The sequence below is a fragment of the Micromonospora sp. LA-10 genome, from assembly GCF_051853095.1.
Lineage (GTDB): Bacteria > Actinomycetota > Actinomycetes > Mycobacteriales > Micromonosporaceae > Micromonospora > Micromonospora echinospora_A.
In genome coordinates, this window is record NZ_CP195710.1 from 470,342 (window position 1) to 496,445 (window position 26,104).

Below are 26,104 nucleotides of genomic sequence, written 5' to 3' on the forward strand. Positions count from 1 at the left end.
AGATCGCATGAGAAGGCACAGAACGACCCGTACCGCGGTGCTGTCGGCCGGCGCGGTCCTGCTGGCGTCCACGGCGATGGCCGCGGCGCTGCCCGCCGGGGCGGCGGCCGCCGGATGCGCGGTGACCTACGCCGTGTCGTCGCAGTGGCAGGGCGGCTTCGGCGCGAACGTCACGGTCACCAACCTCGGTGACCCGGTCAACGGCTGGACGCTCACCTGGTCCTACGCCGCCGGCCAGACCGTCACGCAGGCGTGGAACGCCACAGTGACCCAGAGCGGAGCGGCGGTTACCGCCCGCAACGTCGACTACAACGGATCCATCCCGACCAACGGCAACACGTCGTTCGGGTTCAACGGGTCCTGGACCAGCAGCAACCCCGCGCCGACGAGCTTCGCGCTCAACGGCGTGACCTGCACCGGCGGTACGACGACGCCGACCACGTCGCCGTCCACCTCACCGACGAACTCGCCGACCAGCTCGCCCACCACCCCGCCGCCCACCGGGGCGGCGGACATCACCGTCAACACCGCCAGCCGCTACCAGACGATCGACGGGTTCGGCGCCGCCGTGTCGATCTGGGGCGGCGCCTGGTCGACGGCCGAGACGCAGACGCTCGTCGGGCTCGGCCCCAACCAGCTCGGCCTGTCCATCGTGCGTACCGGTATCTCGCCGGTGTCCGGCGAGTGGGGAACGCAGGTCAGCGCGCTGCGGACGGCGAAGTCGTACGGGTCGAACGTGAAGATCATGGCGTCGCCGTGGACCGCTCCGGCGGCCTGGAAGACGAACAACAGCCGGATCAACGGTGGCAAGCTGCGCACCGACTACTACGACGACTACGCCAACCACCTCAACAGCTACGTTCAGTACATGCGCAACCAGGGCGTGACGGTCGACGTCACGTCCGTGCAGAACGAGCCGGACTGGCACCCGGACTACGACTCGATGGACTGGAGCGGCACCGAGCTGCAGACCTTCGTCCGGGAGCAGGGCGCCAAGGTGCAGAACACCAAGCTGATGGTCGCCGAGGCGGTGAACCTGAACTACAGCTACACCGACCCGACGCTCAACGACGCGGCGGCCCGCAACAACATCGGCTACATCGGCGGTCACCTCTACGGCACCGAGGCGTCCGGCCGGCTGAAGCCGTACACGCTGGCGCAGCAGTACAACAAGCCGGTGTGGATGACCGAGTGGAACCTGCACGAGGCCGACGGCGGCGGCTCCAACATCTGGGGCAACCCGGCTAACGCCACGGTCTGGAACGAGACGCTCGACGACATCATGCGCACCGTGCACAAGTCGATGGAGTCGAACTGGAGCGCGTATGTCTGGTGGTACGGCAAGCGCTACTACTCGTTCATCGGTGACGGCGAGTCCGCGTACGGCACTGTGGCGGGCGCGCCGCTCAAGCGCGGGTACGCGTTCTCGCAGTACGCCAAGTACGTGCGGCCCGGCTACCAGCGGGTCGCCCTGACCAAGAGCTCCAAGGCGTCGCCGCTGGAGGTGACCGCGTACCAGGGTGATGGGAAGGTCACCCTGGTGATCCTCAACCGGTCCACCAGCGCGGTGAACAACGCGATCATCCAGGCGCCGCAGAACGTCAGCCGGGCGGAGTACGTGGCCACGTCGCAGAACGCGAGCGCGGCGAGCCAGCCGGTCGGCGTGAACGGCAACCAGGTCACTGTGAACGTCGGCGCGCGGAGCATCTCCACCGTCGTGCTCACCCTCTGAGCGGGGACAGCACAAAGGGCGGGGGCGGCCGGATCGGCCGCCCCCGCTCGTTGCGCCTGCTAGCTGGCGTACGTCTCGAACTCGCCGACTCTCGGCGTACCGCCGGAGCTGTTGATCTTGAAGTTGATCTTCTTCAGCGAGGTCGCGCCGAAGGTGATCTGGCCGGCCCCGCTGCCGGAGGCCAGCACCGCGCCGTTGTCGTTGTTGACGAGCTGCCACGACCCGATCGAGCCCGAGGTGCCGGACGGCTCACGGATGACCACACGGGACACGGTGGTGGCCGAGCCCCACTTGATCGAGACCGTGCCGGTCGACCCGGACGGCGACCAGTAGGTGCTCAGGTTGCCGTCGCGCACGTTGCCGTAGCTGGTGCCGTCGGCCTTGCTGGACCCGTCGGCGCCGGCGCCCGAGAGAAGGCTCAGGTTGGTCCCGCCGGACGGGGGCGGGGTGGTCGTCCCCGGCGGCGGCGTGGTCGGGGCGGGCGTGGTCGGCCCCGGCGTGGTCGGGGCCGGGGACTGCGGCGTGCAGTTGCCGTCGGAGACGCGCAGGCCGGTGTTGGCGCCCGCCGTCTGCCGCACGATGTCCGGCACGCAGCTCGCCGCGTCCAGACGGTACGAGTACGGGACGCTCACGGTGGTCGTGGACGTCACGTTCGGCCCCGCCGGGTAGTTGTCGCTCCCGGGCGAGGACCAGGTCACGTTGTCGAAGATGTTGCCGCTGACCTGCCAGGTGCCGCGCTCGCTGGTGTAGAACGTGCCGAGCACGTCCTTGGAGTTGCGGAAGTAGTTGTTGTCCACCTTGGCCCGCGCGCCGGCCCGGGAGTTGATGCCCGACTCGTGCAGCCCGGTGTAGTGGTTGTTGTACATGTGAGCGATGCCGCCGCGCAGCAACGGCGTACGGGAGTCGATGTTCTCGTACAGGTTGTGCTCGAACGTGATGTAGCCGTTGCCGCGGTCGCTCTCGCTGGAGCCGATGAGGCCGCCGCGGCCGGAGTTGCGCAGGATGCTGTAGGACAGCGTCACGTACTGGGTGTCGTCCTTCATGTCGAACAGGCCGTCGTAGCCCTCCGACTCCCCGCCGGACGCCTCCAGCGTCACGTGGTCGACCCAGACGTTGCGGACGGTGCTCTCCATGCCGATCGCGTCACCGCCGTTGGAGGTGGGCGAGCCGGACTTCTTGACGTTGCGCACCGTGACGTTGCGGATGATGATGTTGCGGGAATCGCGGATGTGGATGCCGAGCTGGTCGAAGACGGCGCCGCTGCCCACGCCGATGATGGTGACGTTGCTGATCTGCTTCAGCTCGATGACGCCGTCGGCGGTGTTGCAGCTCGATCCGGATACCTTGCTGGTGTTGCCGTGGTTGATGGTCCCGGTCACTTCGATGATGATCGGGGTGCTGCTGCTGGCGCGCCCGCACAGCGCCGCGTGGATCGCGGTGCCGGTGGTGGCACGTACGGTCTGCCCGCCCGCGCCGCCGGTGGTGCCGCCGTTCTGGGTGGCGTAGCCGGTGGCGCTTCCGGCCGCCGCCGACGCCTGCGGGCTCGGCAGGACCACGGCGACGGCGATCCCGACGACCGCCGTGGCCAGCGTGGCGTGGAGTCGCAGCGCGACTGGTCTTCTCATGTCGCCTCTTCTCGTTTTCGAGCATGCGGGAATTGCCGCCGAGCAGCGGCAGTCACCGAATGGGAATGGTGCGGAGCCGCGACGCGATCAGGCGCGCCGCCAGCGGATGTCGTTCATCTGCGATGCCCGGGCCGCAAACGAAACATCGATGTAACGCGATCGTATGAAAGCGCTTTCCAGGAAAGCAAGAGGTAGCGTTTGCAGGTTTTTTGCACTGCTCAGGGCGTCCGGACGCCAGGGACGCCACCTTGACGCGATGCGAGATCAATGATTGCCTGCACCTCACCCTCGCATCGACGTCTGTCTACTCATGCCCCCACGAGGAGCGCCATGCCCGCATCCCGCAGGACCCGTGCGTCGGCGGCCGTCGCCGGCGCGGTCGCCGCCGTTCTGGCCGCCTCGCCGGCCCTCGCCGCACCCCTGGAGACACCGGCGGCCACCGGCAACACCTGGAGCGCCGACCTGGCCGGAATCGACGCCGACGACGTCAACGTCCGCTGGACGGGCACGGAACTCCGCCTCGCCGACCCGGCACACCGGCCCGCGGCCCGGCGCGGCATCGCGGCCGAGGGCACGCTCGTCGTCGCGCCCCGTTCGCTCGCCACCCCGGCCAACCGGGTCCGGGCCGACGTCGTCGCGGGCCCCGCCGGCGCCGGCGCCGTCGAGGTGGCCGCGCGAGGCTGGCGATCGGGCGCGGGGACCGAATGGCGCACCCTGGCCGGCGCGGCCGTCTTCGACCAGCCGGTCACCCGGGTGCAGATCCGGGTGGTCCTCACCGCCGAACGGCCGTCCGCCGCGCCCACCCTGCGCACGGTCCGCCTCACCGCCGACTCGGTCGCCGCCGTCACGGCCGCCACGCCGGGCCTCACCTACCGGGTGTACGCCACCCGCGAAGGACTGGTCGGCGGCACCACCGCCAACGGGCACGTCATCGTCTCCCGGGACCACTTCGTCGCGCTGCCCTCGGCCCGTGGCCTCGCGCCGAAGAACACCGGCGACTACACCGTGCGGGTCTGCACCACGACCCGCAGCCGCTGCGAGTACGCCCCGGTCTGGGACATGGGACCGTGGAACACGAAGGACGACTACTGGAACCCGGGCAGCGTCCGGGAGATGTGGAAGGACCTGCCGCAGGGCCGGCCCGAGGCGCAGGCGGCGTACCAGAGCGGCTACAACGGCGGCCGGGACCAGTTCGGACGCGTGGTGGGCAGCCCGGCCGGCATCGACCTCGCCGACGGCACGTTCTGGGACGGCCTGCTGCTGACCGACAACGCCTGGGTCGACGTCGCCTACCTGTGGACCGGCACCGGCACGCGCGGCCGCATCGGCAGCGGCCTGCTCAACATCCGCTCCGGCCCGAGTACGAGCAACCCCGTCGTCGGCCTGGCCGCCACCTACGCCAACGTGCCGATCGAGTGCTCGGTCACCGGCCAGTGGCCCGTACCGGACCACCACCCAGTGGAACCGCCTCGCGTCAGGACACTTCGTCAGCCACGCGTACGTCTCCAGCGTGACCGGCGCCATCGCGCCCTGCTGACTTGACGGCGCTCTATGGTAAGCCGTACCTTACCGTTCGTGCCCACTTACAAAGCTGAGGACGGATGGGACGCCCTGGGTGACCCGACACGTCGGGCCATCATCGCGAGTCTCGCGGAGCGGCCGAGGGCGGTCGGCGAACTGGCCGCGGTGCTGCCGATCAGCCGGCCGGCGGTGTCGCAGCACCTGCGGGTGCTGAAGGACGCCGGCCTGGTGACGGACCGGGCGGCGGGCACCCGGCGTGTCTACCGGCTCAATCCCGCCGGGGTGGCGGCGCTACGAGATCAGCTCGACACCTACTGGAGCCGGGCGTTGGAGAGCTTCCGGGACGTCGCCGAACGTCCCGGCGAGGAGGAATCATGAGTGGCAGGGACGCGGTGGTGAGCCGGCAGATCGTCGTGAACGCGCCGGTCGAGCAGGCGTTCGCGGTGTTCACGCAGCGGTTCGGCGACTTCAAGCCGAGAGAGCACAACCTGCTGGGGTCCCCGATCGTGGAGACCGTGCTGGAGCCGAAGGTCGGCGGGCACATCTACGACCGCGGCGAGGACGGTAGCGAGTGCGCCTGGGCGCGGATCCTCGTCTTCGAGCCGCCGGACCGGCTGGTGTTCAGCTGGGACATCAGCCCGGCCTGGCAGCTCGAACAGGATCAGGACAACGCCAGCGAGGTCGAGGTCCGGTTCGTCGCCGAGACGCCGCAGCGGACCCGGGTCGAGTTGGAGCACCGCAACCTGGACCGGCACGGCCCGGGCTGGGAGTCGGTCCGGGACGGCGTCGCTCACGACGAGGGCTGGCCGCTGTACCTGACCCGGTACGCCGGCCTGTTCGCCGACGGCGGATAAGGGTCCGGCGATCTGACCGGGTTGGTGGGTGTCAGAGTGGAACGGCTCGCCTGCGGGATGCCCCCGGCGTCGCGCCGCTGCGCGTGCGCTGGATGAGCACGACGCAGGCGAGCACCGCGCCCGCCACCACGAGCGCGCCGGGCGTGACCGCCTCACCGAGCAGCGCCGCCGACCAGATCAGCGTGAGCACCGGCTGGGCAAGCTGGATCTGGCCGACCCTGGCGATGCCGCCCCGGGCCAGCCCGGCGTACCAGGCGAAGAAGCCGAGGAACATCGACACCACTGTGAGGTAGCCGAACCCGGTCCAGGCGGCGACGCCGCCCTGGGGACGGTGAACGAACGCGGCAACCGCCGTGACCGGCACGGTGACCGGCAGCGACAGCAGCAACGCCCAGCAGATCGTCCGGGCGCCGCCGAGTTCGCGGGCCAGCCGGCCGCCCTCGGCGTACCCGAGTCCGCAGAGCACCACGGCGGCGAGCAGGAACAGGTCGGCGGCCGACAGCGCGCCGCGGATCGAGCCGCCGGCGGCGAGGAACGCGAGCACCAGCGCCAGTCCGGCGGCGCTGGCGAGCCAGAACAGCGGCGGCGGCCGTTCCCCGGCCCGGAGCACCGCGAACACGGCGGTCATCGCGGGCAGCACGGTGACCACGACCGCGCCGTGCGCGGAGGTCTGTGTGGTGAGCGCCAGCGAGGTGAACAGCGGGAAGCCGACCACGACGCCGAGCGCCACGATCGACAGCCGCCGCCACTGGTCCCGCGTGGGACGCGGCGCGCCGGTCAGTCGCAGGTAGGCCCACGCGAGCAGCGCCGCGCCGACCGCCCGTCCGAACGCGACGAACCAGGGGTCGAGCGTGTGCACGGCGACGCGCGTGGCCGGCAGCGACATGCTGAAGGCCAGCACGCCCAGCGCGCCGAGGGCGACTCCGGCGCCCGGTCCCACCGTTACCGTCGTTGGTGCAGTAGCGCTACTCTGTGCGGTCATGAATGATGGTAGCGCTATCGAGCGGGTGGCCCGGCATCTGGGTGCGCTGGCGGCCGATGCCGCCCCCGGCACACGGCTGCCGTCGGTGCGGGAGCTGACCGCGCACCATCACGTCTCCCCCGTCACCGTCGCCGAGGCGACCCGGCGGCTCGTCGCGGACGGCCTGATCGAGACGCGGCCGGGCCGTGGCGCGTACGTGGCGAACCGCCGCGCCGACCCGCCACGGGCGGACCTGTCGTGGCAGACCGTCGCGCTCGGCTCGCGGCGGGGCGGCGAGGAGGAGATGCAGGCGCTGCTCGCGTTACCACCGTCGGGCGCGATCCCGCTGACCGGCGGCTACCTGGACCCGGACCTCCAGCCGGCCGCCGCGCTCGGCGCGGCGCTCGCCCGCGCGGCCCGGCAGCCCGCCGCGTGGCAGCGCGGCCCGGTCGAGGGGCGCGCCGACCTGCGCGCCTGGTTCGCCCGCGAGGCGGGCGGCGGCCTGCGCGCCGAGGACATGGTGATCTGCCCGGGCGGGCAGGCGGCGCTCTCCTCCACGCTGCGGGCGCTCACCACCCCCGGCGACACGCTGCTCGTCGAATCCCCCACCTACCTGGGCGCGCTCGCCGCCGCGCGCGCCGCCGGGCTGCGGGTGGTGCCCGTACCCGCCGACACCGACGGGGTACGCCCCGACCAGCTCGCCGCCGCGTTCGCCCGCACCGGCGCCCGCCTGTTCTACTGCCAGCCGTTGTACGCCAACCCGCACGGCGCGACCCTGGCCGCCGACCGGCGCGCCCAGGTCGCCGAGGCGGTACGCGACGCCGGGGCGTTCCTCGTCGAGGACGACTACGCCCGCGACCTCACCATCGACGGCGACGCTCCCCCACCGCTGGCCGCCGACGACCCGCACGGACACGTCGTCTACCTGCGCTCACTGACCAAGTCCACAGCGCCCGGCCTGCGCATCGCCGCGATCGGCGCGCGCGGACCCGCCGGGGCACGGCTGCGCGCCGCCCGCCTGCTCGACGACCTCTTCGTCGCCGGGCCCCTGCAACAGGCCACAGTGGAGTTCCTCAGCGCGCCGGCCTGGGACCGGCACCGCCGCAACCTGCGCGTACAGCTGCGGGCCCGCCGGGAGGCCCTGCTCGCCGCGCTGAACCGGCACCTGCCGCAGTTGACACCGCGCGCCGTCCCACGCGGCGGCCTGCACCTGTGGGTACGCCTGCCCGACGACACCGACGACGTAGCGGTGACCACTGCGGCCGCGGCGGCAGGCGTCACCGTCTTCCCCGGCCGCCCCTGGTACGCGGCCGAACCCCCCGCCCCACACCTGCGCCTCACCTACGCCGCCACCCCACCCGAGCAGATGGACGAGGCGGTCCGCCGCCTGTCCACCGCCCTCCCCCACTGACGAGCCCAGGGGTCCGTCCACCCCGGACACTGCGACCCGGGCGACGGGGCATCCGCCCACATGACGGGAACACCGCGAACATACGACCGAGTAGGGTTACCGGTGCCGCCCGCGTCGGGCACAGTGGTCCCGTGAGTGATACTCCACACGGATCCGCCGCGGCGGTTCGGGTGGCCGTGCTCGGCAAACCAGGGCTGTGTCGCACGCTCGTGGCCGGAGTGGTCGCGGCGGCAGCCGACTTCGAGGTGGTGCGGGAGTGCGCCGCCGACCCCGACGACATGCGCCGCCTCGCCGGTTCCCACCCCGATCTCGTCCTGGTCGACCTCACCGCCGAGAACGACATGTCGACAGTGGTGCCGGCGCTGCGCGCCGCGGTGCCGAACTGCGCGGTCGTGGTGCTGACGGACCGGCCGACGGCCCGGATGCTCCGGTCGGCGCTGCGGCTGCGCGCCCGCGCGGTCGTCGCCAAGGACGTACCGCCGGAGGAGATGCTCGCCCGGCTGCGGGCGGTCGCGGAGGGACGCCGCACCACCGACCCGGTGACCGCGCTCGCCGCCCTCGACACCGTGGTCAACCCGCTCACCGACCGGGAACGTGAGGTGGCCGCCGTCGCCGCGAAGGGTCTGCCGAGCCGGGAGATCGCCGCGCTGCTGCACCTCGCCCCGGGCACGGTCCGCAACCACGTGTCCAGCCTGTTGCGCAAGACCGGCGGCCGGAACCGGTGGGAAGCGGTGCAGCGCGCGCAGGACGCCGGCTGGATCTGACGACACGCGCGGGCGGGTGTCGCCGAGACAGTGATTTCCCTAAGATTCCTGACGGCTCGTTATCGCATGTTTACGTTACGTCAGGAAGGCGGGGGCCGTGGCTGGGAGTCGAGATGGTCCGCACGCTGCTCGCCCTCGAGGGACGGCTGGTCCGCGGGGCGCTCGCCCACCTGCTGTCCGCACAGGACGACATCGATGTCGTCGCTGAGGCGGACACCGCCGACGCCGTCCACGCCGCGCTCCTGCAGGAGCGCCCGGACGTCGTCGTCGTGGACGTCGACGTCGTACCGGTGGAGCGGTTGGTCCCGCTCGCGGCCGCGGCCGACGACAACCACGGCGGCCGGGTGCTGGTGCTGGTGGACCGGCGTCACGCCGCACGGATGCGGGCGGTACTCGCCGAGCATCACGGGTGGATCGGCTTCCTCGACCGCGACGTGCCACCGGAGCGGATCGCCGACGGGGTCCGGCAGGTCGCCGGCGGTCAGCCGGTGCTCGACCCGGACCTGGTCGTCGCCGCGCTCGACGTCGCCGACGACCCGCTGACCCCACGCGAGCGGGAGGTGCTCGACGTCGCGGCCGAGGGCCTCCCGGTGCGGGAAATCGCCCAGAAGCTGGGCGTCTCACCCGGAACGGTCCGCAACCACCTGTCCCGCGTCATGGCGAAGACCGGGGCGCGGACCCGCCTGGAAGCCGTGCGGCTCGCCCGCGAGTCCGGCTGGATCTGACCCGCCGCCCGCCCAGTGGCCCACCAGCTCTCGGTAGGCCGCCGAGACGGCCAGCAGTCCCCGGTGACTGTCCAGATGGGCGTACCCGCCGTCGAGCAGCAGCACCCGGCGGGCACGTGCCGCCGAGCTGATGCGGTGCGCGATCACGACGAGGGTGCCGGGCCGGGCGGCGAAGGCTGCTTCCAGGCGCGCCTCGGTGGCGGGGTCCAGATGGCAGGTCGCCTCGTCGAGGATGACCAGCGGCGCCGGCGACAGCCAGGCGCGGAGCAGGGCCACCTGCTGGCGCTCCCCGGCGGACAGGTCGGCGGCCCGCAGCGTCGCGTCGAGGCCGCCGAGCCGGGCCAGCAGGTCGGCCAGCCCCAACCGGTCCGCTGCCCGGAGGACGGCCGCGTCGTCGAGGCCGGGCCGCAGGTAGCGAAGATTGTCCCGGACCGTGCCGGTGAACACGTACGCCTCCTGCGGGATCAGCACCCGGTGGGCCGCCAGCTCTGCGGCGCCCGCCTCGGCGGTCGACGTCCCCGACACGTGGACCGAGCCCGCCTCCGGACGCAGCACCCCGGCCATCAACCCGGCGAGAGTGGACTTGCCGATTCCGCTCGCACCGACGATCGCCAGGTGATCGCCGGCCGGCACGGTCAGGTCGAAGCCGTCCAGCACCGGCTCGGCGTGCGGCCCGTACCGGAAGGTCACCGCCCGTAGCGACAGCGCGGGTGCGGCCGGTTCGCGCGGCGACGCGACCGCCGCGCCCCCCGACCCAGGCGGGGGTACGCACGTGCGCAGCAGCCGGTCCAGGGTGACCACGAAGCGGAGGCCGCCGGCGGCCACCCCCTGGAACAGCGTGTGCAGCGCCGGCTGGATGCCACGCACGACGTAGACCAGCGCGCCGAGCAGCGCACCCGGCCCGAGGCCCTGCCGCAGCAGCCACGGGCCGGCCAGCAGCAGCAGCGGCACCGGGAGCCAGCCACCGACGGCCAGGCTCAGGCTCCGCGCGGCAGCCATGACGGCCAGGCGCCGCTCCACCCGGGCCTGGGCGTCGACGTGACCCCCGAGCCAGCCGACGACCCGGTCCCCGGACCCGCTCACCGTGACGTCCCGGTGGCCGGCCACCGCCACGATCGCGTCCCGGCCGAGCCGCTCACCGGCCAGGACGTACTCGCGCTGGCGGGCGACCATCGCCGGCAGCGCCGCCGCGAAGAGCAGGAGACCGGCCAGCACCGGCCCGGCCACCAGCAGCGCGACCGGGGCGGCCAGGGAGAAGAGGCCGACCACGGCGGCCCCGGCGGCGAACACGAAGCCCCGGACCACCATCATCAGGCCGGCCCAGGTGTCCCGGACCATCTCCACCTGGTGGGTCAACCGGGTCACCGCCGCGTCGTCGGCCCGGCCGTCCGTCGCGCCGGCCAGCGCTCCCGCCACCACCCGCCGCAGCAGGTCGTCGCGGAACGGCTCCACCACCTCACCCAGCAGTCCGTACGCCTGGCGGGTGCCGAGCGCGCCGACGAGCACCGCGACCGCCAGCAGCCCCAGCCAGAGCAGCCCGACGCCGGGCCGGCCGGCCAGGAAGCCGTCGTCCACGGCACGGGCGGTCAGCAGGCCGGTCAACGCGGCCGGCAGCGCCTCGGCCAGCGACCAGCCGGCCAGGCGCAGCAGCGGCCCACGCCGCGCCGACAGCGCGGCGCGGACAGTCGCGCCCACCGAGGTCACGACCGGAACACCGCCCGGTAGGCCGGATCGGCCCAGAGCACCTCGTGCGGGGCCACCGCCCGCACCCGGCCGCCCTCCACCCAGGCCACCAGGTCCGCGCGGGCCGCGGTGCCGATCCGGTGGCTCACCACCACCCGGGTACGCCGGTCGTCCGGGCCGGTGAGCGCGCCCACCACCTTGTGCTCGGTGACCGTGTCCAGGCTGGACGTCGCGTCGTCGAGGATCAGCAGCCGCTCGGCCCGCAACGCGCGGGCCAGGCCGAGGCGCTGCCGCTCCCCGCCGGAGAGGGCCAGCCCGGCCAGCGGGGTGCGGTATCGCTCGGGCAGCAGCCGCACCACGTCGTGGACCTGGGCCGCGCGGGTCAGCGGCACCGGGTCGGCGCCGCAGCCGACCGCCGCGCCGACGTTCTCCCCCACCAGCACCGGCCGCTCGAAGCCGTAGCCGACCGCCCGGCCCAGCGCCGCCGGCGTCAACTGGCGCAGCGGCACACCGTCCAGGCGCACCTCGCCGGCGTCCGGGTCCCGCAGCCGGCCGGCCACTGCCGCGAGCAGGGACTTGCCGGCGCCGGACGGGCCGACGACGGCGAGCAGCGTCCCGCCCGGCACCTGCAGGTCGACCCGGTCGAGCAGCGGCCGGCCGTCGTCACCGCGGACCTGCACCCCGCACAGGTCCAGCCGCCCTGACCCTGGCGGCAGGTCCCGGGCACCGTACCGGCGGGCCGGTTCGTCGAGGATCTCGGCGGCCCGGGCGCAGCCGGCGCGTACCCGCACGGCGGTGTTGACAGCGGCGATCGCGGCGCCCAGCCCGGCGCCGATCGCCGCGTACTGGAGGGCGGCGAGCAGTTCCCCGGGAGTCAGCCGCCCGGCCGCCAGCGACCACCCGCCGACCGCCACGACCGCCAGTTGCAGCAACGGGTTCAGCAGCGCACCCCGGGCGGACGCCCCGGCCAGCACCCGCCAGGTGCGTACGCCGTGGTGGTGCAGCTCCGGCAGCGGAGCGAGCACCCGGTCGACCTCCCGCTCGGCGGTGCCGGCGGCGGCGATCGTCCGCGCGCCGGCGAGCGCCTCGACCAGTCGCCCGGCCAGATCTCCCTGCGCCCGCTGGTAGCCGGCGACCGCGTCCGACGCCTCGCTGACGAAGCGCCGCAGCAGCAGTGCCAGGAGCAGCAGTCCCACCACGAAGGTCAGGCCGAGCCAGGGGTCGATCAGGGTGAGCGCGACCAGGCTGCCCAGCGGTGGCAGCAGCACGCTGCCGGCCAGGACGACCGTCGGCGCGGCCTGCCCGGCGGCGGCGACCTGCCCGACCAGCCGGCCGACCAGGTCGCCCACCGGCCGGCGGGCCGCGGTGCGCGGATCGAGGGCGAAGAGGTGCCGGATCAGGGCGTGCCGCAGCGAGGCCACCGAGCGGGCCCCGGCCACGCCGCTGCCGAAGTCACTGGCCGCCCGCGTGCCGATGAGCACCAGCACCAGCGCGGCGACCACCGCGATCCACCGGCCGGACGACGACTGCGGCGCGGAGCCGACCACGGCGTCCACGGCGCGCCCCAGGACGGCGGGGAGCGCCAGTTCGGCCGCGGCCTCCACCACGGCGAGCACCGCCAACGTCGGTGTCCACCACCCGGCGAAGGACACGGCGCGCAGCGCGAGCCGGTCGGCGGGGGTCATCGGTCCTCCCAAGGCCGCGGGCCCCGGGCCGGCTCGCGCCGGTCCGGGGCCAAGCGACTGATCGTCAGTTGCAGGTGGTGACGCTCAGCGAGCTGTCGCCGCAGAGCAGCAGGCTGGCGCGGCTGCCACCGCCGGTACGCTCGGCGGCCGGCAGTTCCATTCCCTGGAGGTCGAGCAGAGCCATGTCGCTTCCTCACTTCTCTCGTGTGACGTTGACGTCGGTGTTCGGACGGATCACTTGCAGGTGGTGACGCTCAGCGAGCTGTCGCCGCAGAGCAACAGGCTGGCCTGGCTGCCACCGCCGGTACGCTCGGCGGCCGGCAGCTCCATCCCCTGGAGATCGAGCAGAGCCATGTCGATTCACCTCCTTCCGGTCACGTCGGTGCGGGGTCGCCCCGGGGAAGCCGGGGGGTCGGTGGCCGTCCGGTCCGCGCCCGCGACGCGCGTCGCGTCGGGCAGCGGAGTCAGGAACGGCAGGTGGAGCGGGTCGTCCGGCCGCGTCGCGGCGAGCGCGGCGAGCACCCCGGCGGTGCCGGTGGCCAGGTCCATGGACAGCCGCAGGAGCTGGTCGCCGGGGAAGGCGGTCCGGTCCCGGTACGGCAGGGCGTGCCAGCCGAGCAGCCGGGCCTGCTGTCGGGCCGCCTCCCGCTCGCCCCGCTCGGCGAGGTACGCGACGATCCCGGCGCGGCCGGCGAAGAGGCCGGACTGCGCGTAGAACGGGGAGTCGGCGCAGGGGCGGATCGCGGCCGCCTCGTCGCGCAGGTCGTCGTCGGGCCGGTGGCGCAGGTACTGGTCGAGCACCAGCCCGATCCCGACGCTCCCCTCGGCCAGGTAGGGCATGGTCCGCCAGCCCTCGTTGACCTCCAGGTGCCCGGCGTCGCGCCGGACGCAGCGGCGCAGGTCCTGGCGCAACGCGATGCGCGCGTGGTCGAGCAGGTCGTCGTCGCCGTACCGCTCGTACATCCGCAGCAGCATCAGCGCCACGCCGGCTCCGCCCCGGGCCAGCCCCGCGTACGGGTGCCGCCCGCCGCTGACCTCCGCGACCGAGTCGACGTCGCCGAGCCGGCCCACCACCACCTCGACGGCCCGTCGGGCGGCGTCGGCGTAACGCCGTTCGCCGGTGCGCGCGGCGAAGTGCGCCAGGTTCAACGCGATGCCGGACAGCCCGCCGGTCAGGTCGTCGCGCAGCTCCGTCCAGGGCTGGTCGAGGCACAGGTCGAGCAGGCGCGCCGCCTCGTCCCGGTGACCGAGCAGGTCCAGCACGTACGCGATGCCGTGCAGCCCGTCGTAGAGGCCGAGCCGGCTGCCGGAGGCGGGGCGGCGTGCCCGGTCGATCAGCCACCGTTCGTGCGCGGGGTCGGTGCCGGCGCCGCTGACGTGCAGCGCCCAGAGCACCCCGGCCGCGCCGTACGCCAGGTTGAGCCCGCCGTCGGCGCCGGCGAACTGGCGGATGTCGCCGGGGAAGAGCCGGTCGTCGCGGTCCGGGGTGGCGCTCGCGGTGATCGCCTCGGCGAGCCGGTCGCACAGGCCGGGCCAGTCGTCCGGGTCGATCGTGACGGCGCGGCGCAGGTCCGCCCGGCGTCCGCGCACGATCACCTCGACCGCCTCGTCCAGCAGTTCGCGCGGCACCGGGAAGTTCTCGGCGACCACGTCGGCCAGGTGCGCCGCCTTGGCCGGGGCCAGCCGCAGCATCGCGGTCAGCGGTAGGAACAGGGCGAGGCGCAGGCAGGCCAGTGCGTACCGGTCGACGTCGACGCCGGTGCGGTCGCGCGGCGCGGCGAACGCCTGGTTGCGCAGCGCGGGCCGGGTCGCCTCGACGACGTCGGTGGCCACCTCGAAGTCGATGAGCGTCACCGCGCCGCCGTCGCCCACCATCACGTTGAACATGTGCAGGTCGCCGTAGACGACGCCGTGCGCGTGGATGGCGGCGACCGCCTCCGCGACCTGGCGGTGCACGTCGAGCGCCCAGCGGGTGTAGTCGGCCCGGTCGGCGTCGGCGTGGACCAGCGGGTACCGCTCGACCACCACCTGGTTGAGCGGTCGCCCCTCGACGAAGACCAGCGCGAGGAACTCGTGCCCGCCGAAGCTGAACTCGTCGTGCACCCGCACCAGGTGCGGCACGTCGGCCAGCCGGCGCAGCGTCTCCGCCTCGCGGCGCAGCCGGGTCACCGCATCGGTGCCGGTCGCGTCCAGGCCGGCGTGCGGGCGGGCCTCCTTGAGCACCACCCGCTGCCCGGTGCGCGTGTCGCGAGCCTCGTACAGGCCGCCGCCGTTGGAGAAGTGGATCACCTTCTCGATCCGGTACGGCAGGTCGGTCGTCGTCGTCGCATTGCGGGCGGCCAGGTGCGGGGCGAGGAAGTCGGGCAGGGTCACCCACTCCGGCACGTGGAACACCGGGTCCCGCCGGTCGGGCACCAGGACGCCGTCCGGACCCTCGATCGCCGGCACCGTCTGGCCGTCCGCGGAGACGCAGTAGCGGGCCGCGAAACCGCCGTAGCGGACGTGCACCGGGCCGTCGCCGTAGCGCAGGTCACTGAGGATGTACGGCCCCGTCTCGCCGGCGAGCAGGTCGGCAAGTTCCTTGGCGGTCAGCTCCAGCTCGGCGTCGTCGCGCGGGTAGACGGTGACGAACTTCCCGCTGGCGGCGCGCCGGGCGTACTTGCTGTTGCGCATGAGCAGCAGGCGCGGGCCGCGCAGATGCTTGAACGGGATGCCACGGGGCCGGCAGTAGTCGGCCACCCGGGCCAGCACACGCTCGGCGTTGTCCAGCCGGGCGGACACGTGAATCTTCCAGCCCTGCGCGGGGAGCGATCCGCCGACCGGTCCGTGGATCATCCAGTCGTCCTTGACCTCGCACTCCCAGCCCTGCGGCACCGGACCGGTGAGGTAGCCGCCGGCCTCGGTCGTGGTGCCGGCCAGCGAGTCGTAGAAGAGCGGATCGACCGCGCAGTACGAGTCGTACCGTTCGTCCATCGGGTGCCTCCACCGGCTGATCGGTTGACGTCAATCCTGCGGATGGCGGAGTCGCGGGCCCAGTGCGATGAGTCACGACGCGACGGTGAGTTCCGCACTGCGAAGTCGTGACAAAAGCGGAGTTTGAATTCGCGAACCCGGGTTGACCAGTGCCGAGCCTCCACGGGTGTGAAGAAGGGGCCCCTTCAATGCCGGAGGCGTTAAGAAGGGGCCCCTCCTTCCATCTCAGTTGCGGGTGATGGTGAACGTGCTCGTGGTGTTGCGGATGTCCTGGAAGTTGTCGGTCAGGCGGAGGTTGGTGAAGGTGGCCGAGCCGACCGCGGGGCCCTGACCCGCCTCGGGCATCTCGTTGACCCAGATGCCGAAGCCGGACTTCGCGTCGAACGCGTCACCGCTGCGCCGCGCCCCCGAGATCGACACGTTCGTCAGCACCGTGTCGGTGATCCGGTTCTCCGGCTGACTGCCGTTGTACTTGGTCTGGAACATGATCCCCGAGTACGTCGGATCGACGATGTCCACGTCGCTCACCCGGATGCCACGGAACTCCTTGGACGCGGAGAACAACCACATCGCCGGGAACGTCTGCGCGCCCCAGAAGTGCCCGCCGGAACGGATCAGCGAGATGTTCTCGAACCGGGTGGGCGGGCTGGCGCCGAACCCGACGAACGGGTAGCCGAAGTCCAGCGAGCTGATGGTGATGCCCGAGTACGTCAACTGGTCGGCGATGTACAGGTTGCGGAACACGTTGTCGTAGCCGCCGTACACCGCCAGCCCGGCTGCCCGCCAGGTCAGCGTGGCGGTCAGGTTCTCGAACACGTTGCCGTGGTTGCCGCCGGACCCGCCCTGGTCGGTGGCGGAGAACAGGGCGAACGCGTCGTCGCCGTTGGAGCGGCCCTCCGAGTTGGTGACCAGGTTGTTCGTGCTGCCGTTCGTCATGTTCACCGCGTCGGCGAAGGTGTTGCGGAACCGGCTGTCCCGGATGGTCAGCCCGTCCACGCTCACCCCCCAGTACGCGCAGACGGTGTGCTCGACCCAGACGCTGTCCAGCGTCAGGTCGTCCACGTCCTTCAGCTCGCCCCACACCTTGCCGGGCCCGTCGATCCGGTTGGTGTAGTTGCCGAAGAACGCCAGGTGGGCGAAGGTCGACCCGCTCGCCGAGGACTCGACCCGGAAGCCGGCGTCGGTGTTCTGCTGGTTGCGTGGCGTCTGGAACCGGGTGAACCACATGCCGGCGCCGACGACCTTCACCGCCTTGCCGTACACCTGGAACTTCTGCGCCGTCTCGTACGTGCCGGCGGGCAGGTAGACGCCGACCAGCGTGCCGGTGGTGTCCATCCGTACCGCGTCGAGCGCGTTCTGCACGTCGGCGTGGCTGAACCCGGTCGGCACCTTGTAGCGGGCCGGGTCGGGGTTGGCGCGCGGCGACACCATCTCCGTGTCGACGAAGTCGATCGCGTACGTGGTGGTGTTCGCCGGGTCCTTCTGGAGCCGGATCCGGCTACCAGCCGGGACCGTGGCGTCGAGCAGCACGTTCGCCTCGTCGTACAGGTGCCGGGGCGCGCCCGCGCTCGGTGAGTCGCTGGGGCCGGCCTCGGCGCCGTAGAGCCAGATGTGCTTGGAGGTGAGGCTCATCGGCTTGTGCAGCACGCCGTTGACGTAGACGTTGATCGTCGAGTCGATCCCGCCGCCGCCCGGGGCGTCCGGGATGGAGAAGCGGGCGACCAGGGCGTTGGCGGCCGAGCGGGTGGTCCACTCGACGTACGCGCCGGTGGTGTTGAGCGTGACCGCGCGGCGGCCGGACGCCTCCCCGGCGAGGTCGCCGATGGTGCGGTTCGGGCCGATGACCTGCGCGCCACCGCCGGTGGTGCCGTCCTCGGCCTCGTACGCGTCGTACGGCAGGTTCGCCCCGCGGCCGACGAACAGCGCCCGGTCGCTGGTGTTGTTCTGCCGCTTCACCGGCAGTTCGTTGCCGTCGTCGGCGAGCACCACGCGCACCGTGTACCGGCCATTGGCGGCGGTCCAGGTGCCGAGCGACACCGGGCCGGCCGTGGCCCCGGCCGCGAGCGTGCCGCTGTACGAGCCGGTGAGCGTGCGGACCACCGCGCCGGACTGGTCGCGCACGGTGAGCGTGATGCCGTGCGCGCCGCTCGCCGACGCGATGGTGCCCTGGTTGCGCAACATCACCGCGAAGGTGACGGCCGCACCGGCGCTCGGCGTGCCGGGCGACCAGGTGATGGCGGAGGCGACCAGGTCGGAGCTGGCGACCGGGCTGACGGTCAGCGGCGTCGGGCTGGTGTAGGAGTTGTTCGCCTCGTTCTGCTCGATCACCGCGTTCGGCTCGTCGACCTTCGCGGTGAGCGGGTAGCTTCCCGCGTCGCGTACCCCGATGTTGGCCGAGACGGTGCTCGACGCGCCGGCGGCGAGCGCGCCGACGGCGGCGGTGCCGACCTTCGTCGTACCCAGGTAGAGATTGACGGTGGTGGCGGCGGACGCCGCGGTGCCGGCGTTGCGCACGGTGGCGGACAGCGTGATCGCGTCGGTCTCCACCGGCGCGGACGGCGACGCGGTGACGGCCGTGACGGTGAGGTCCGGGTTCGGCGCCGGGACGCCGATGACCTGGAGTTCGGCGACCTGGCCGTTGGAGGAGCCGGAGTTCGCGGTGAACTGGAGCCGGACGTCGGCGGCGGTCGCGGACACCGGGACGGTCACCGTGTTGGCGCTGTTCGGGTTGAAGGAGTACGTCGCGGAGCCGGCCAGGCTGGTGAACCCGGACGCGGACTGTTCCCGGCCGAGCACCTGGAACGTCTGGGTGCGCGCGCCCCACGCCGGGTCCGGGTTGAGCTTCACGACGACGGCGCTGATGGCGGCGTTGGCGCCGAGCGCGACGGTCAACGTGCTCGGGTACGCGCCGGGCGCGCCCTCCCAGTACGTGGTGACGTCGTTGTCGACGGCGTTGGCGGCGGCGAACACGTGCACCATCGACGACGCGGTCGCCGGTTTGCCGACGGCCAGGTTGGTGCCGCCGGTGCTGCTGCCGGTGCGGGTGACCGTGTTGCTGTTGGCCGACACGTTCCCGGCGGCGTCGCGGGCCCGCACGTGGTACGAGACGGTGGCGCTGTCCGGCTGACTGTCGGTGTACGTGAGCGTGGACCCGCTGACGGTGGTACGCAGCGTGCCGTTGGCGTACACCTCGTAGCCGGTGACGCCCACGTTGTCGGTGGACGCGGTCCAGGTCAGCCGGATCTGCCCGCTCGCCGGCTGGGTGTAGGCCAGGTTGCCGGGCGCTGTCGGAGCGACCGTGTCCCCGGTGTTGCCGGTCCGGGTCACCGTGTTGCTGTTCGCCGACACGTTCCCGGCCGCGTCCCGCGCCCGCACGTAGTAGGAGACGGTGGTCCCGGCGGGCTGGGTGTCGGTGTACGTCAGCGTGGACCCGCCGACAGTGGTGCGCAGCACGCCGTTGGCGTACACGTCGTAGCCGGTGACGCCGACGTTGTCGCTCGACGCGGTCCAGGTCAGCCGCACCTGGTCGGTGGCCGGCTCGGTGAACGCGAGGTTGCCGGGCGCGCTCGGCGCCTGGGTGTCGCCGGTGACCGGGCCGTACACCTCCACCTCGGCGAGCTGCCCGGCGGGCCAGGCGCTGTTCGCGGTGAACAGCAGCCGCACGTACCGGGTGGAGGCGGTGGACACGGTCACCGTCACCGTGTTGCCGCCGCCCGGGTCGAACGCGTACGACGCGGAGCCGACGAGCGTGCCGAACGTGGAGCCGTTCGTGCTGCCCTGCACGGTGATCGTCTGCGTGCGCGCGCCCCACCCGGACGGCAGCCGCAGCACCAGCCGGTTGACGCTGGTCGCGGCGCCCAGGTCGGCCTGGATCCACTGCGGGAACGCGTTGTTCGGGCTCTCCCAATAGGTGGCCGCATTGCCGTCGTTGGCGTTGCTCGCGCCGTACACGTCGGCGTGGCCGCTCTCGGTCATGGTGCGGCCGAGCGCCAGGTTGGTCGAGGAGGTAGCCGTGCCGTACACCTCCAGCTCGGCGAGCTGCGCGGCGGCCCAGCCGGTGTTCGCGGTGATCACCACCCGCAGGTAGCGGGCGTTCGTGGCGGTGAAGCCGAGCGTCACGGTGTTGGCGGCGGCCGGGCTGAACGTGCGGGCGGCGGACGCGACGACAGTGGTGAAGCCGCTGCCGTCGGCGCTCGCCTGCACGGACAGCGTCTGGTTGCGGGCCTCCCAGGCGGCCGGGAGCTTCAGCACGACCTGGTCGACGGCGCGGCTGGTGCCGAGGTCGACCTGCGCCCACTGGGGCAGCGCGCCGCTGCTCTCCCAGTAGCTGCCCTGGTTGCCATCGGTCAGGTTGGCCGCGACGTAGGGGCCGTTGACGCTGCTGGCGGTGGCGGTGCGCCCGGCGGCGAGGTTCGGGCCGCCGGCGGCGCGGGCCGGCGGGGCGGGGGCCGCGGTGACGACCAGGCCGACCGCGGCGAGCACCGCGACGATTCCGGTACGGAGTCTGGACATGGTGGACGGACACCTTCTTCCCGGGGGAGGTGGAGAGGCGTTCGGGGGTGGGGGTGCGATGGCGCGGCGGGGACCGGCGGTGATCCCCGCCGCGCCGGGTCAGGAGGCGTACACCTCGAACTCGGACAGCTGGCCGGCCGGCCAGCCGGTGTTGCCGGTGAAGGTCAGCCGCACGAAGCGGCGGTCACCGGCGGGCAGCGCGATCGACACGCTGTTGCCGCCCGCCGGGTCGAACGTGTAGCCCGCCGCCGCCTTGAGCGTCGAGAACGACGAGCCGTCGGTGGAGCCGAGCACCGAGACGGTCTGGGTACGGGTCTGCCAGGCCGCCGCCGGGGACAGCTTCAGCACCACCCGGGCGACCTGCCGGGCGCTGCCCAGGTCGACCGTCACCGACTGCGGGAAGGCGTTGTTGGTGCTCTCCCAGTAGGTGTTCGCGTTGCCGTCGACGGTGTTGGCGGCGCCGTACACGTCGGCGTGGCTGGTCTCGGCGACCGGCCGGCCCGCGGCCAGGTTGCCGGTCGGCGGCGCGGTGGTGGGCGGCGGCGTCGTGGTGGGCGGCGGTGTGGTGGTGCCGCCGCCGTACACCTCCAGTTCGGCGAGCTGGCCGGCCGGCCAGCCGGTGTTGCCGGTGACTGTGACCCGGACGAACCGCCGAGCGCCGGACGGCAGCGCGACAGACACGCTGTTGCCGGCCGCCGGGTCGAACACGCGGCCCGCCGACGCGGCGAGCGTGGTGTACGAGGAGCCGTCGGTGGAGCCGAGCACGGACAGCGTCTGGGTACGCCGTTCCCAGCCGGGCGGGAGCTTCAGCACGACCCGGTCGACGGTGCGGGACGCGCCGAGGTCGACGGTGAGCGACTGCGGGAACGCGTTGTTGGCGCTCTCCCAGTAGCTGGCCGGGTTGCCGTCGACGGCGTTGCCGGCGGCGTACGCCTGGGTGGTGCTGGTGGCGGTCGCCGGCCGGCCCAGGGCCAGGTTCCCGCCGGCCGGAGGCGGCGTGGTCGGCGGCGCGGTGGTCGGTGGGGCCGTCGTCGGCGCGGCCGTGGTCGGCGCCGGGCTGGTGGGCGGCGGGCTGGACGGGCCGTTGCCCCACTGCGGCTGCGGCCACGGACCGCAGTACGGGGTGGGCGTGTACCAGCCGGAGTTGCCGGCGCCCTGGGTGATCTGGAAGCCGCTGCCGACGCAGTTGTGGATCGGGTTGGACTGGGCGATGCCGGTGGCGCGGACGTTGGTGAACCGGACCTGGCTGGGCGCCTGCACCTGGAGCGCGTACGTGCCCGCGCCGTCGATGCGGACGTTGTCGAACGAGATGCCGCTGGTCTGCCCCTCGATCCAGTGCAGCGCCGCGTACGAGCTGTCCAGGATGTCGGTGTCGGTGACGTTGATGGCGGCGCCCTGGATCGGCTCGTTGAGCGCGGAGAACCAGATCGCGCCCACGCCGAACTGCCAGTTGTAGTCGGAGTTGCCGTTGCGGATCAGCGTGTTGCGGGCCACCGTGATGGTCCCGGCCACCGCCGTCGGCCCGGTGACGCCCGGATAGCGGTTGGCCACGTGGATGCCGCCGCCGTTGGTGACCGAGTCGGCTGTGACGTTGTCGGCGATGGTGATGTCCCGCCCGCCGTACGTGACCAGGTGGTTGGCCAGGATCGTCACGCCGATGGTGTTGCGGGTGAAGGAGTTGCCGACGTTCGGCACGCTCTGCGCCCACATGGCCAGCGCGTCGTCGCCGGTGTTGCGGACGAACGTGTTCGTCACAGTGGAGTTGGTGACGCCCCAGTGGAAGTTCACCCCGTCGGCGGTCTGGTCGAGGATGCGGCTGTTGCGGATGGTGAAGTTGTCCATCGGCCCGTCCATCCAGGCGCCGACCTTGGTGTGCTGCAACCACAGGTTGTCCACCACCGAGTTCGTCATCGCGCCGCCGATGGCGTTCACCTGGTCCTCGTCGACGCGTTCGCGGATGTCGCCGATGATGGCGAAGTCCCGCAGCGTGACGTTGCGGCTGGGCCCGCCGGCCTCGTGCGGCCGGATCTCGCCGGAGTAGCCGCCGCCCGGCACGTACTTGCCGTAGATGCCGGCGGCGCGCTTGCGGTCGGTGGGGTGCCGGCCGCCGAGCACCGAGTACCAGGGGCCGGCGCCACGCAGCGTCACGCCGTCGACCACCACGTGGTCCCAGAGCGTGAACGTGCCGGCCGGGATCCACACCGCCCGGCCCTGCGCCTTGCCGGCGTCCACGGCCGCCTGGAACTTCGCCGTCGAGTCGGTCGCGCCGGTCGGGTCGGCGCCGAAGTCGGTCACCACGTCCAGCACGCCGGACGGCTTGGTGATCTGCGCGCCGACCAGCTCGAAGTCGGCCAGGTCGATGGTGAACGTGGGTGACTGGGCGGTCGAGGACACCTGGAGTCGGATCTTCGTGCCCGCCGGATAGGTCGTGCCGAACATGGTGCGGGTCTCGTCGTAGAAGTGGTGCGGGTTGGTGTCGCCCGGGTTGTTGTTGAACGGGTAACCGCCGTAGTACCAGCCGTACCGGGAGGTGACCGGCACCGCCTTGACCAGCGTGCCGTTGGCGCGCAGGTCGATGGTGGCGTCGCGGCCGGTGCCGGCGGCGTTGTCCGGCAGGCTGTACCGGAACGTCACGGCGTTGGCGGGGGCGGTGAGCGTGAACTCGACGTACTCGCCGACGGCGTCGAGCGTGACCGCCTCCCGGCCGGACGCCTCGGACGGCAGCGTGCCGTAGCGCCGGTCGGGGCCGATCTTCATGCCGGTGTGCGCGGCCTGCTCGGCCTCCTGCTCCCGGAACGGGACCGTGGCGCCGCGTCCGGTGATGTCGAACGGGGACAGTCCGGCGGCGGACGCCGGGGTGGCGGTCGTGGTGAGCGCCACGACGACGAGTGTCGAGGCGGCGAGCGCGGCGGCGGCGAGGACGGCCACGCCGGTGCTGCGGTGGCGGTGCGCGGTGCGGTGCTCGGCCATGCGGGGTGTGCTCCCTTTCGTCGGTGGCCAGATCCCCCGTGCGGCGTTGCCTCTCCTTCCTCCTCCCCAGGTGTGCGGCGCGCCGGCGGCCGGGACGGGCCGCCGGCGCCGCCGTCAGGCCGATCGGGTACGCAGCCAGACCGCGGTGTCCGGTGGCAGCCGGTCGTCGTCGAGTGGGCCACTGGCGAGCAGCAGCTCGTCGTGCGCGGGCAGCGGCACCGCCGCGTCGCCCAGGTTGACCAGGCAGGTGAAGCCGGGTTCGCGGGCGAACGCGAGCACGCCGTGCGGGGCGGGCAGCCAGGTCAGCGTGCCGTCGCCGAGCGCGGGTTCGGCGCGGCGCAGCGTGAGCGCGGCCCGGTACAGCTCCAGCATCGAGTGCGGATCGCCGGTCTGGGCGCGGACGGTGCGGTCCTTCCAGTCGGCCGGTTGCGGCAGCCAGGGCGCGGCGGCCGCGCCGTCGGGGCTGAACCCGAACGGCGGGGTGTCTCCCTGCCAGGGCAGCGGCACCCGGCAGCCGTCGCGGCCCGGGTCGACCCGCCCGGACCGCTCCCACATCGGGTCCTGCCGCAGCTCGTACGGGATGTCCTCGACCTCCCAGAGGCCCAGCTCCTCGCCCTGGTAGACGTAGGCGGCGCCGGGCAGCGCGAGCGACAGCAGCGCGGCGGCGCGGGCCCGGCGGGTGCCCAGTTCCAGGTCGGTGGGGATGCCTTCGCGCTTGGCGGCGAAGCTGAACCGGGTGTCGGCGCGGCCGTACCGGGTGACGTGGCGGGTCACGTCGTGGTTGGACAGCACCCAGGTGGCCGGCGCGCCGACCGGGGCGTGCGCGCTCAGCGTGCCGTCGATGCTGTCCCGCAGCGCCGTGGCGTCCCAGGCGCAGCCGAGAAAGTCGAAGTTGAACGCGGTGTGCAGCTCGTCCGGGCGAAGGTAGTTCGCGAAGCGCTGCCGGTCGGGCAGCCACACCTCGCCGACCAGGGCCCGGCTGCCCGGGTACGAGTCGGCGATGCGCCGCCACGCGCGGTAGACGTCGTGCACGCCGTCCTGGTCGCGGAACGGGTGCGGCCGGTCCGCGTGGACCTCCGGCAGCGCGCCGTCCTTGACGAGCAGTCCGGCAGAGTCGATGCGGATGCCGTCCACTCCCCTGTCGAACCAGAACCGCAGGATGTCCTCGAACTCGGCGCGTACCCGGGGGTGGTCCCAGTTGAAGTCGGGTTGCTGCGGGGCGAACAGGTGCAGGTACCAGTCGCCGGGGGTGCCGTCCGGGTCGGTGGTGCGGGTCCAGGTCGGTCCGCCGAACTCGCCGGTCCAGTCGGTGGGCGGAAGGTCACCGCCGGGTCCCCGGCCGGGGCGGAACCAGAACAGGTCCCGCTCGGGCGCGCCCGGCCCGCCGGCCAGCGCCGCCTGGAACCAGGGGTGCGCGTCGGAGCAGTGGTTCGGCACCACGTCGACGATGCTGCGGACGCCGAGCGCGTGCGCCTCGGCGATCAGCGCCTCCACCTCGGCGAGCGTGCCGAAGACCGGGTCGATGTCACGGTAGTCGGACACGTCGTAGCCGGCGTCGGCCATCGGCGACGGGTACCACGGGCTGAACCAGATCGCGTCGACGCCGAGCGCGGCGAGGTGGTCCAGGCGGGACCGGATGCCGGCGACGTCGCCGATCCCGTCGCCGTTGCCGTCGGCGTAGCTGCGCGGATAGACCTGGTAGATAACCGCGGAGCGCCACCACGGGCTGTTGTCGGCCATGGACACGGGCACCTGCTTTCTGCGGGGGTCGGTACTGCGCTGGCGGGCGGCGGCGCCCGGTCAGCCCTTGAGGCCGCCGGTGGTCAGGCCGGACATGATGTTGCGCTGGAAGATCAGGAACAGCACGACGGTGGGGATCGCGGCGATCACCGACGCGGCGATGACCACGTTCATCGGGGTGCCGCCGGCGAAGGCGTAGATGCCGACGCTGACGGTCCGCGTCTCCGGCGACGGCATGACCAGCTTCGGCCAGAGGAAGTCCTTCCAGACCGCCGTCACCGCGAAGATCGCCACCACGCCGAGGATCGGGCGGGACATCGGCAGGACGATGGACCAGAGCGTGCGCAGCGGGGTGGCGCCGTCCATCACGGCGGCGGCCATCAGGTCCTCCGGGATCGAGTCGAAGAACCGTTTGAGCAGGAAGATGTTGAACGCGTTCGCCACCAACGGCAGCCAGATCGCGAACGGCGAGTCGAGCAGGTTGACGTGCACGATCGGCAGGTCGATCACCGTGACGTACTGCGGGACGATCAGCACCATCGCCGGGATCATCAGCGTCGCCAGCATCATGCCGAGGATCAGCTTGCCCAGCACCGGACGCAGTTTCGACAGCGCGTACGCCGCGGCGGTGTCGAACACGAGCTGGAACAGCACCGCCCCGGTCGCGTAGTAGAACGTGTTGAACAGCAGCTTCGCCAGGTCCAGGTTGGTCCAGGCGTCGACGTAGTTGCCCGGCTGCGGGTCGCGCGGGAACAGCGTCGGCGGGGTCTGGGCGATCTCCTGGCCGGACTTCAGCGCGCCGGTGACCATCCAGTACAGCGGGCCGAGGAACACCAGCGTGAACCCGGCCACGACCACGGCGAGCACGGCCCAGTAGAGGACGCGACCGCGACCGCGCCGCAGCTGGGCGTGGGAGATGAGGGTACGGGTGGTGGTGTCGGCGGCCAT

18 protein-coding genes are annotated in these 26,104 nt (G+C 72.7%); 7 read left to right on the top strand and 11 right to left on the bottom strand.

The window, feature by feature from the left end; translation table 11 throughout:
* Positions 1-7: 7 nt before the first annotated feature.
* Complete coding sequence (locus ACSDG8_RS02295; protein ID WP_210899084.1) at positions 8-1,732, top strand: cellulose binding domain-containing protein; 1,725 nt, start codon at positions 8-10, stop codon at positions 1,730-1,732.
* Between the two features lie 59 nt (positions 1,733-1,791).
* On the opposite strand, the gene ACSDG8_RS02300 is transcribed toward ACSDG8_RS02295, so the two are convergent.
* Complete coding sequence (locus ACSDG8_RS02300) at positions 1,792-3,357, bottom strand: pectate lyase family protein (protein WP_210899086.1); 1,566 nt, start codon at positions 3,355-3,357, stop codon at positions 1,792-1,794.
* A 330-nt stretch (positions 3,358-3,687) separates the two neighbouring features.
* Between ACSDG8_RS02300 and ACSDG8_RS02305 the strand changes: the two genes are divergently transcribed.
* The 3 genes from ACSDG8_RS02305 to ACSDG8_RS02315 are packed head-to-tail and all read left to right on the top strand — an operon-like array spanning position 3,688 to position 5,732.
* Positions 3,688-4,899 (top strand): hypothetical protein, encoded by a 1,212-nt coding sequence (locus ACSDG8_RS02305; protein ID WP_439427610.1) that lies wholly within the window; start codon positions 3,688-3,690, stop codon positions 4,897-4,899.
* Between the two features lie 9 nt (positions 4,900-4,908).
* On the top strand, positions 4,909-5,256 hold the full coding sequence (locus ACSDG8_RS02310) for an ArsR/SmtB family transcription factor (protein WP_210899088.1): 348 nt from the start codon (positions 4,909-4,911) through the stop codon (positions 5,254-5,256).
* Positions 5,253-5,732, top strand: a complete 480-nt coding sequence (locus ACSDG8_RS02315) for an SRPBCC family protein (protein ID WP_210899090.1) — start codon at positions 5,253-5,255, stop codon at positions 5,730-5,732. The genes ACSDG8_RS02310 and ACSDG8_RS02315 overlap by 4 nt, the downstream gene beginning before the upstream one ends.
* 31 nt (positions 5,733-5,763) lie before the next feature.
* Here the strand turns inward: ACSDG8_RS02315 and ACSDG8_RS02320 are convergent, their stop codons facing one another.
* A complete protein-coding gene (locus ACSDG8_RS02320) occupies positions 5,764-6,672 on the bottom strand; it encodes a DMT family transporter (RefSeq protein WP_307856293.1) in 909 nt (302 codons plus the stop codon).
* Between the two features lie 40 nt (positions 6,673-6,712).
* On the opposite strand from ACSDG8_RS02320, the gene ACSDG8_RS02325 reads away from it, so the two are divergent.
* From ACSDG8_RS02325 to ACSDG8_RS02335, 3 genes are all read left to right on the top strand, one after another.
* Positions 6,713-8,104: a PLP-dependent aminotransferase family protein gene (locus tag ACSDG8_RS02325; RefSeq protein ID WP_210899094.1), complete on the top strand. Its 1,392-nt coding sequence runs from the start codon at positions 6,713-6,715 to the stop codon at positions 8,102-8,104.
* A 131-nt stretch (positions 8,105-8,235) separates the two neighbouring features.
* Positions 8,236-8,868, top strand: coding sequence for a response regulator transcription factor (locus ACSDG8_RS02330; RefSeq protein WP_210899096.1), 633 nt, complete (start codon positions 8,236-8,238; stop codon positions 8,866-8,868).
* 113 nt (positions 8,869-8,981) lie between these two features.
* A complete protein-coding gene (locus ACSDG8_RS02335; RefSeq protein ID WP_210899098.1) occupies positions 8,982-9,593 on the top strand; it encodes a response regulator transcription factor in 612 nt (203 codons plus the stop codon).
* Here the strand turns inward: ACSDG8_RS02335 and ACSDG8_RS02340 are convergent.
* From ACSDG8_RS02340 to ACSDG8_RS02380, 9 genes are all read right to left on the bottom strand, one after another.
* A complete protein-coding gene (locus ACSDG8_RS02340; protein WP_307856292.1) occupies positions 9,489-11,297 on the bottom strand; it encodes an ABC transporter ATP-binding protein in 1,809 nt (602 codons plus the stop codon). The two genes, ACSDG8_RS02335 and ACSDG8_RS02340, sit on opposite strands and share 105 nt — an antisense overlap.
* On the bottom strand, positions 11,294-12,961 hold the full coding sequence (locus ACSDG8_RS02345) for an ABC transporter ATP-binding protein (protein WP_210899100.1): 1,668 nt from the start codon (positions 12,959-12,961) through the stop codon (positions 11,294-11,296). Before ACSDG8_RS02345 ends, ACSDG8_RS02340 begins: the two co-directional genes overlap by 4 nt.
* A gap of 64 nt (positions 12,962-13,025) precedes the next feature.
* Positions 13,026-13,145, bottom strand: a complete 120-nt coding sequence (locus ACSDG8_RS02350; protein ID WP_088647629.1) for a SapB/AmfS family lanthipeptide — start codon at positions 13,143-13,145, stop codon at positions 13,026-13,028.
* Between the two features lie 50 nt (positions 13,146-13,195).
* Positions 13,196-13,315: a SapB/AmfS family lanthipeptide gene (locus ACSDG8_RS02355; RefSeq protein WP_088974649.1), complete on the bottom strand. Its 120-nt coding sequence runs from the start codon at positions 13,313-13,315 to the stop codon at positions 13,196-13,198.
* 6 nt (positions 13,316-13,321) lie between these two features.
* Positions 13,322-15,934 (bottom strand): class III lanthionine synthetase LanKC, encoded by a 2,613-nt coding sequence (lanKC, locus tag ACSDG8_RS02360; protein ID WP_210899103.1) that lies wholly within the window; start codon positions 15,932-15,934, stop codon positions 13,322-13,324.
* A gap of 225 nt (positions 15,935-16,159) precedes the next feature.
* A complete protein-coding gene (locus ACSDG8_RS02365) occupies positions 16,160-20,446 on the bottom strand; it encodes a discoidin domain-containing protein (protein WP_439427611.1) in 4,287 nt (1,428 codons plus the stop codon).
* A 99-nt stretch (positions 20,447-20,545) separates the two neighbouring features.
* Positions 20,546-23,416, bottom strand: a complete 2,871-nt coding sequence (locus tag ACSDG8_RS02370; protein WP_210899107.1) for a discoidin domain-containing protein — start codon at positions 23,414-23,416, stop codon at positions 20,546-20,548.
* 114 nt (positions 23,417-23,530) lie between these two features.
* The gene (locus tag ACSDG8_RS02375) at positions 23,531-25,156 is read right to left on the bottom strand and encodes a glycoside hydrolase family 13 protein (RefSeq protein ID WP_210899164.1); all 1,626 of its coding nucleotides are present in this window, start codon (positions 25,154-25,156) and stop codon (positions 23,531-23,533) included.
* A 60-nt stretch (positions 25,157-25,216) separates the two neighbouring features.
* On the bottom strand, positions 25,217-26,104 hold the full coding sequence (locus tag ACSDG8_RS02380) for a carbohydrate ABC transporter permease (RefSeq protein WP_210899109.1): 888 nt from the start codon (positions 26,102-26,104) through the stop codon (positions 25,217-25,219).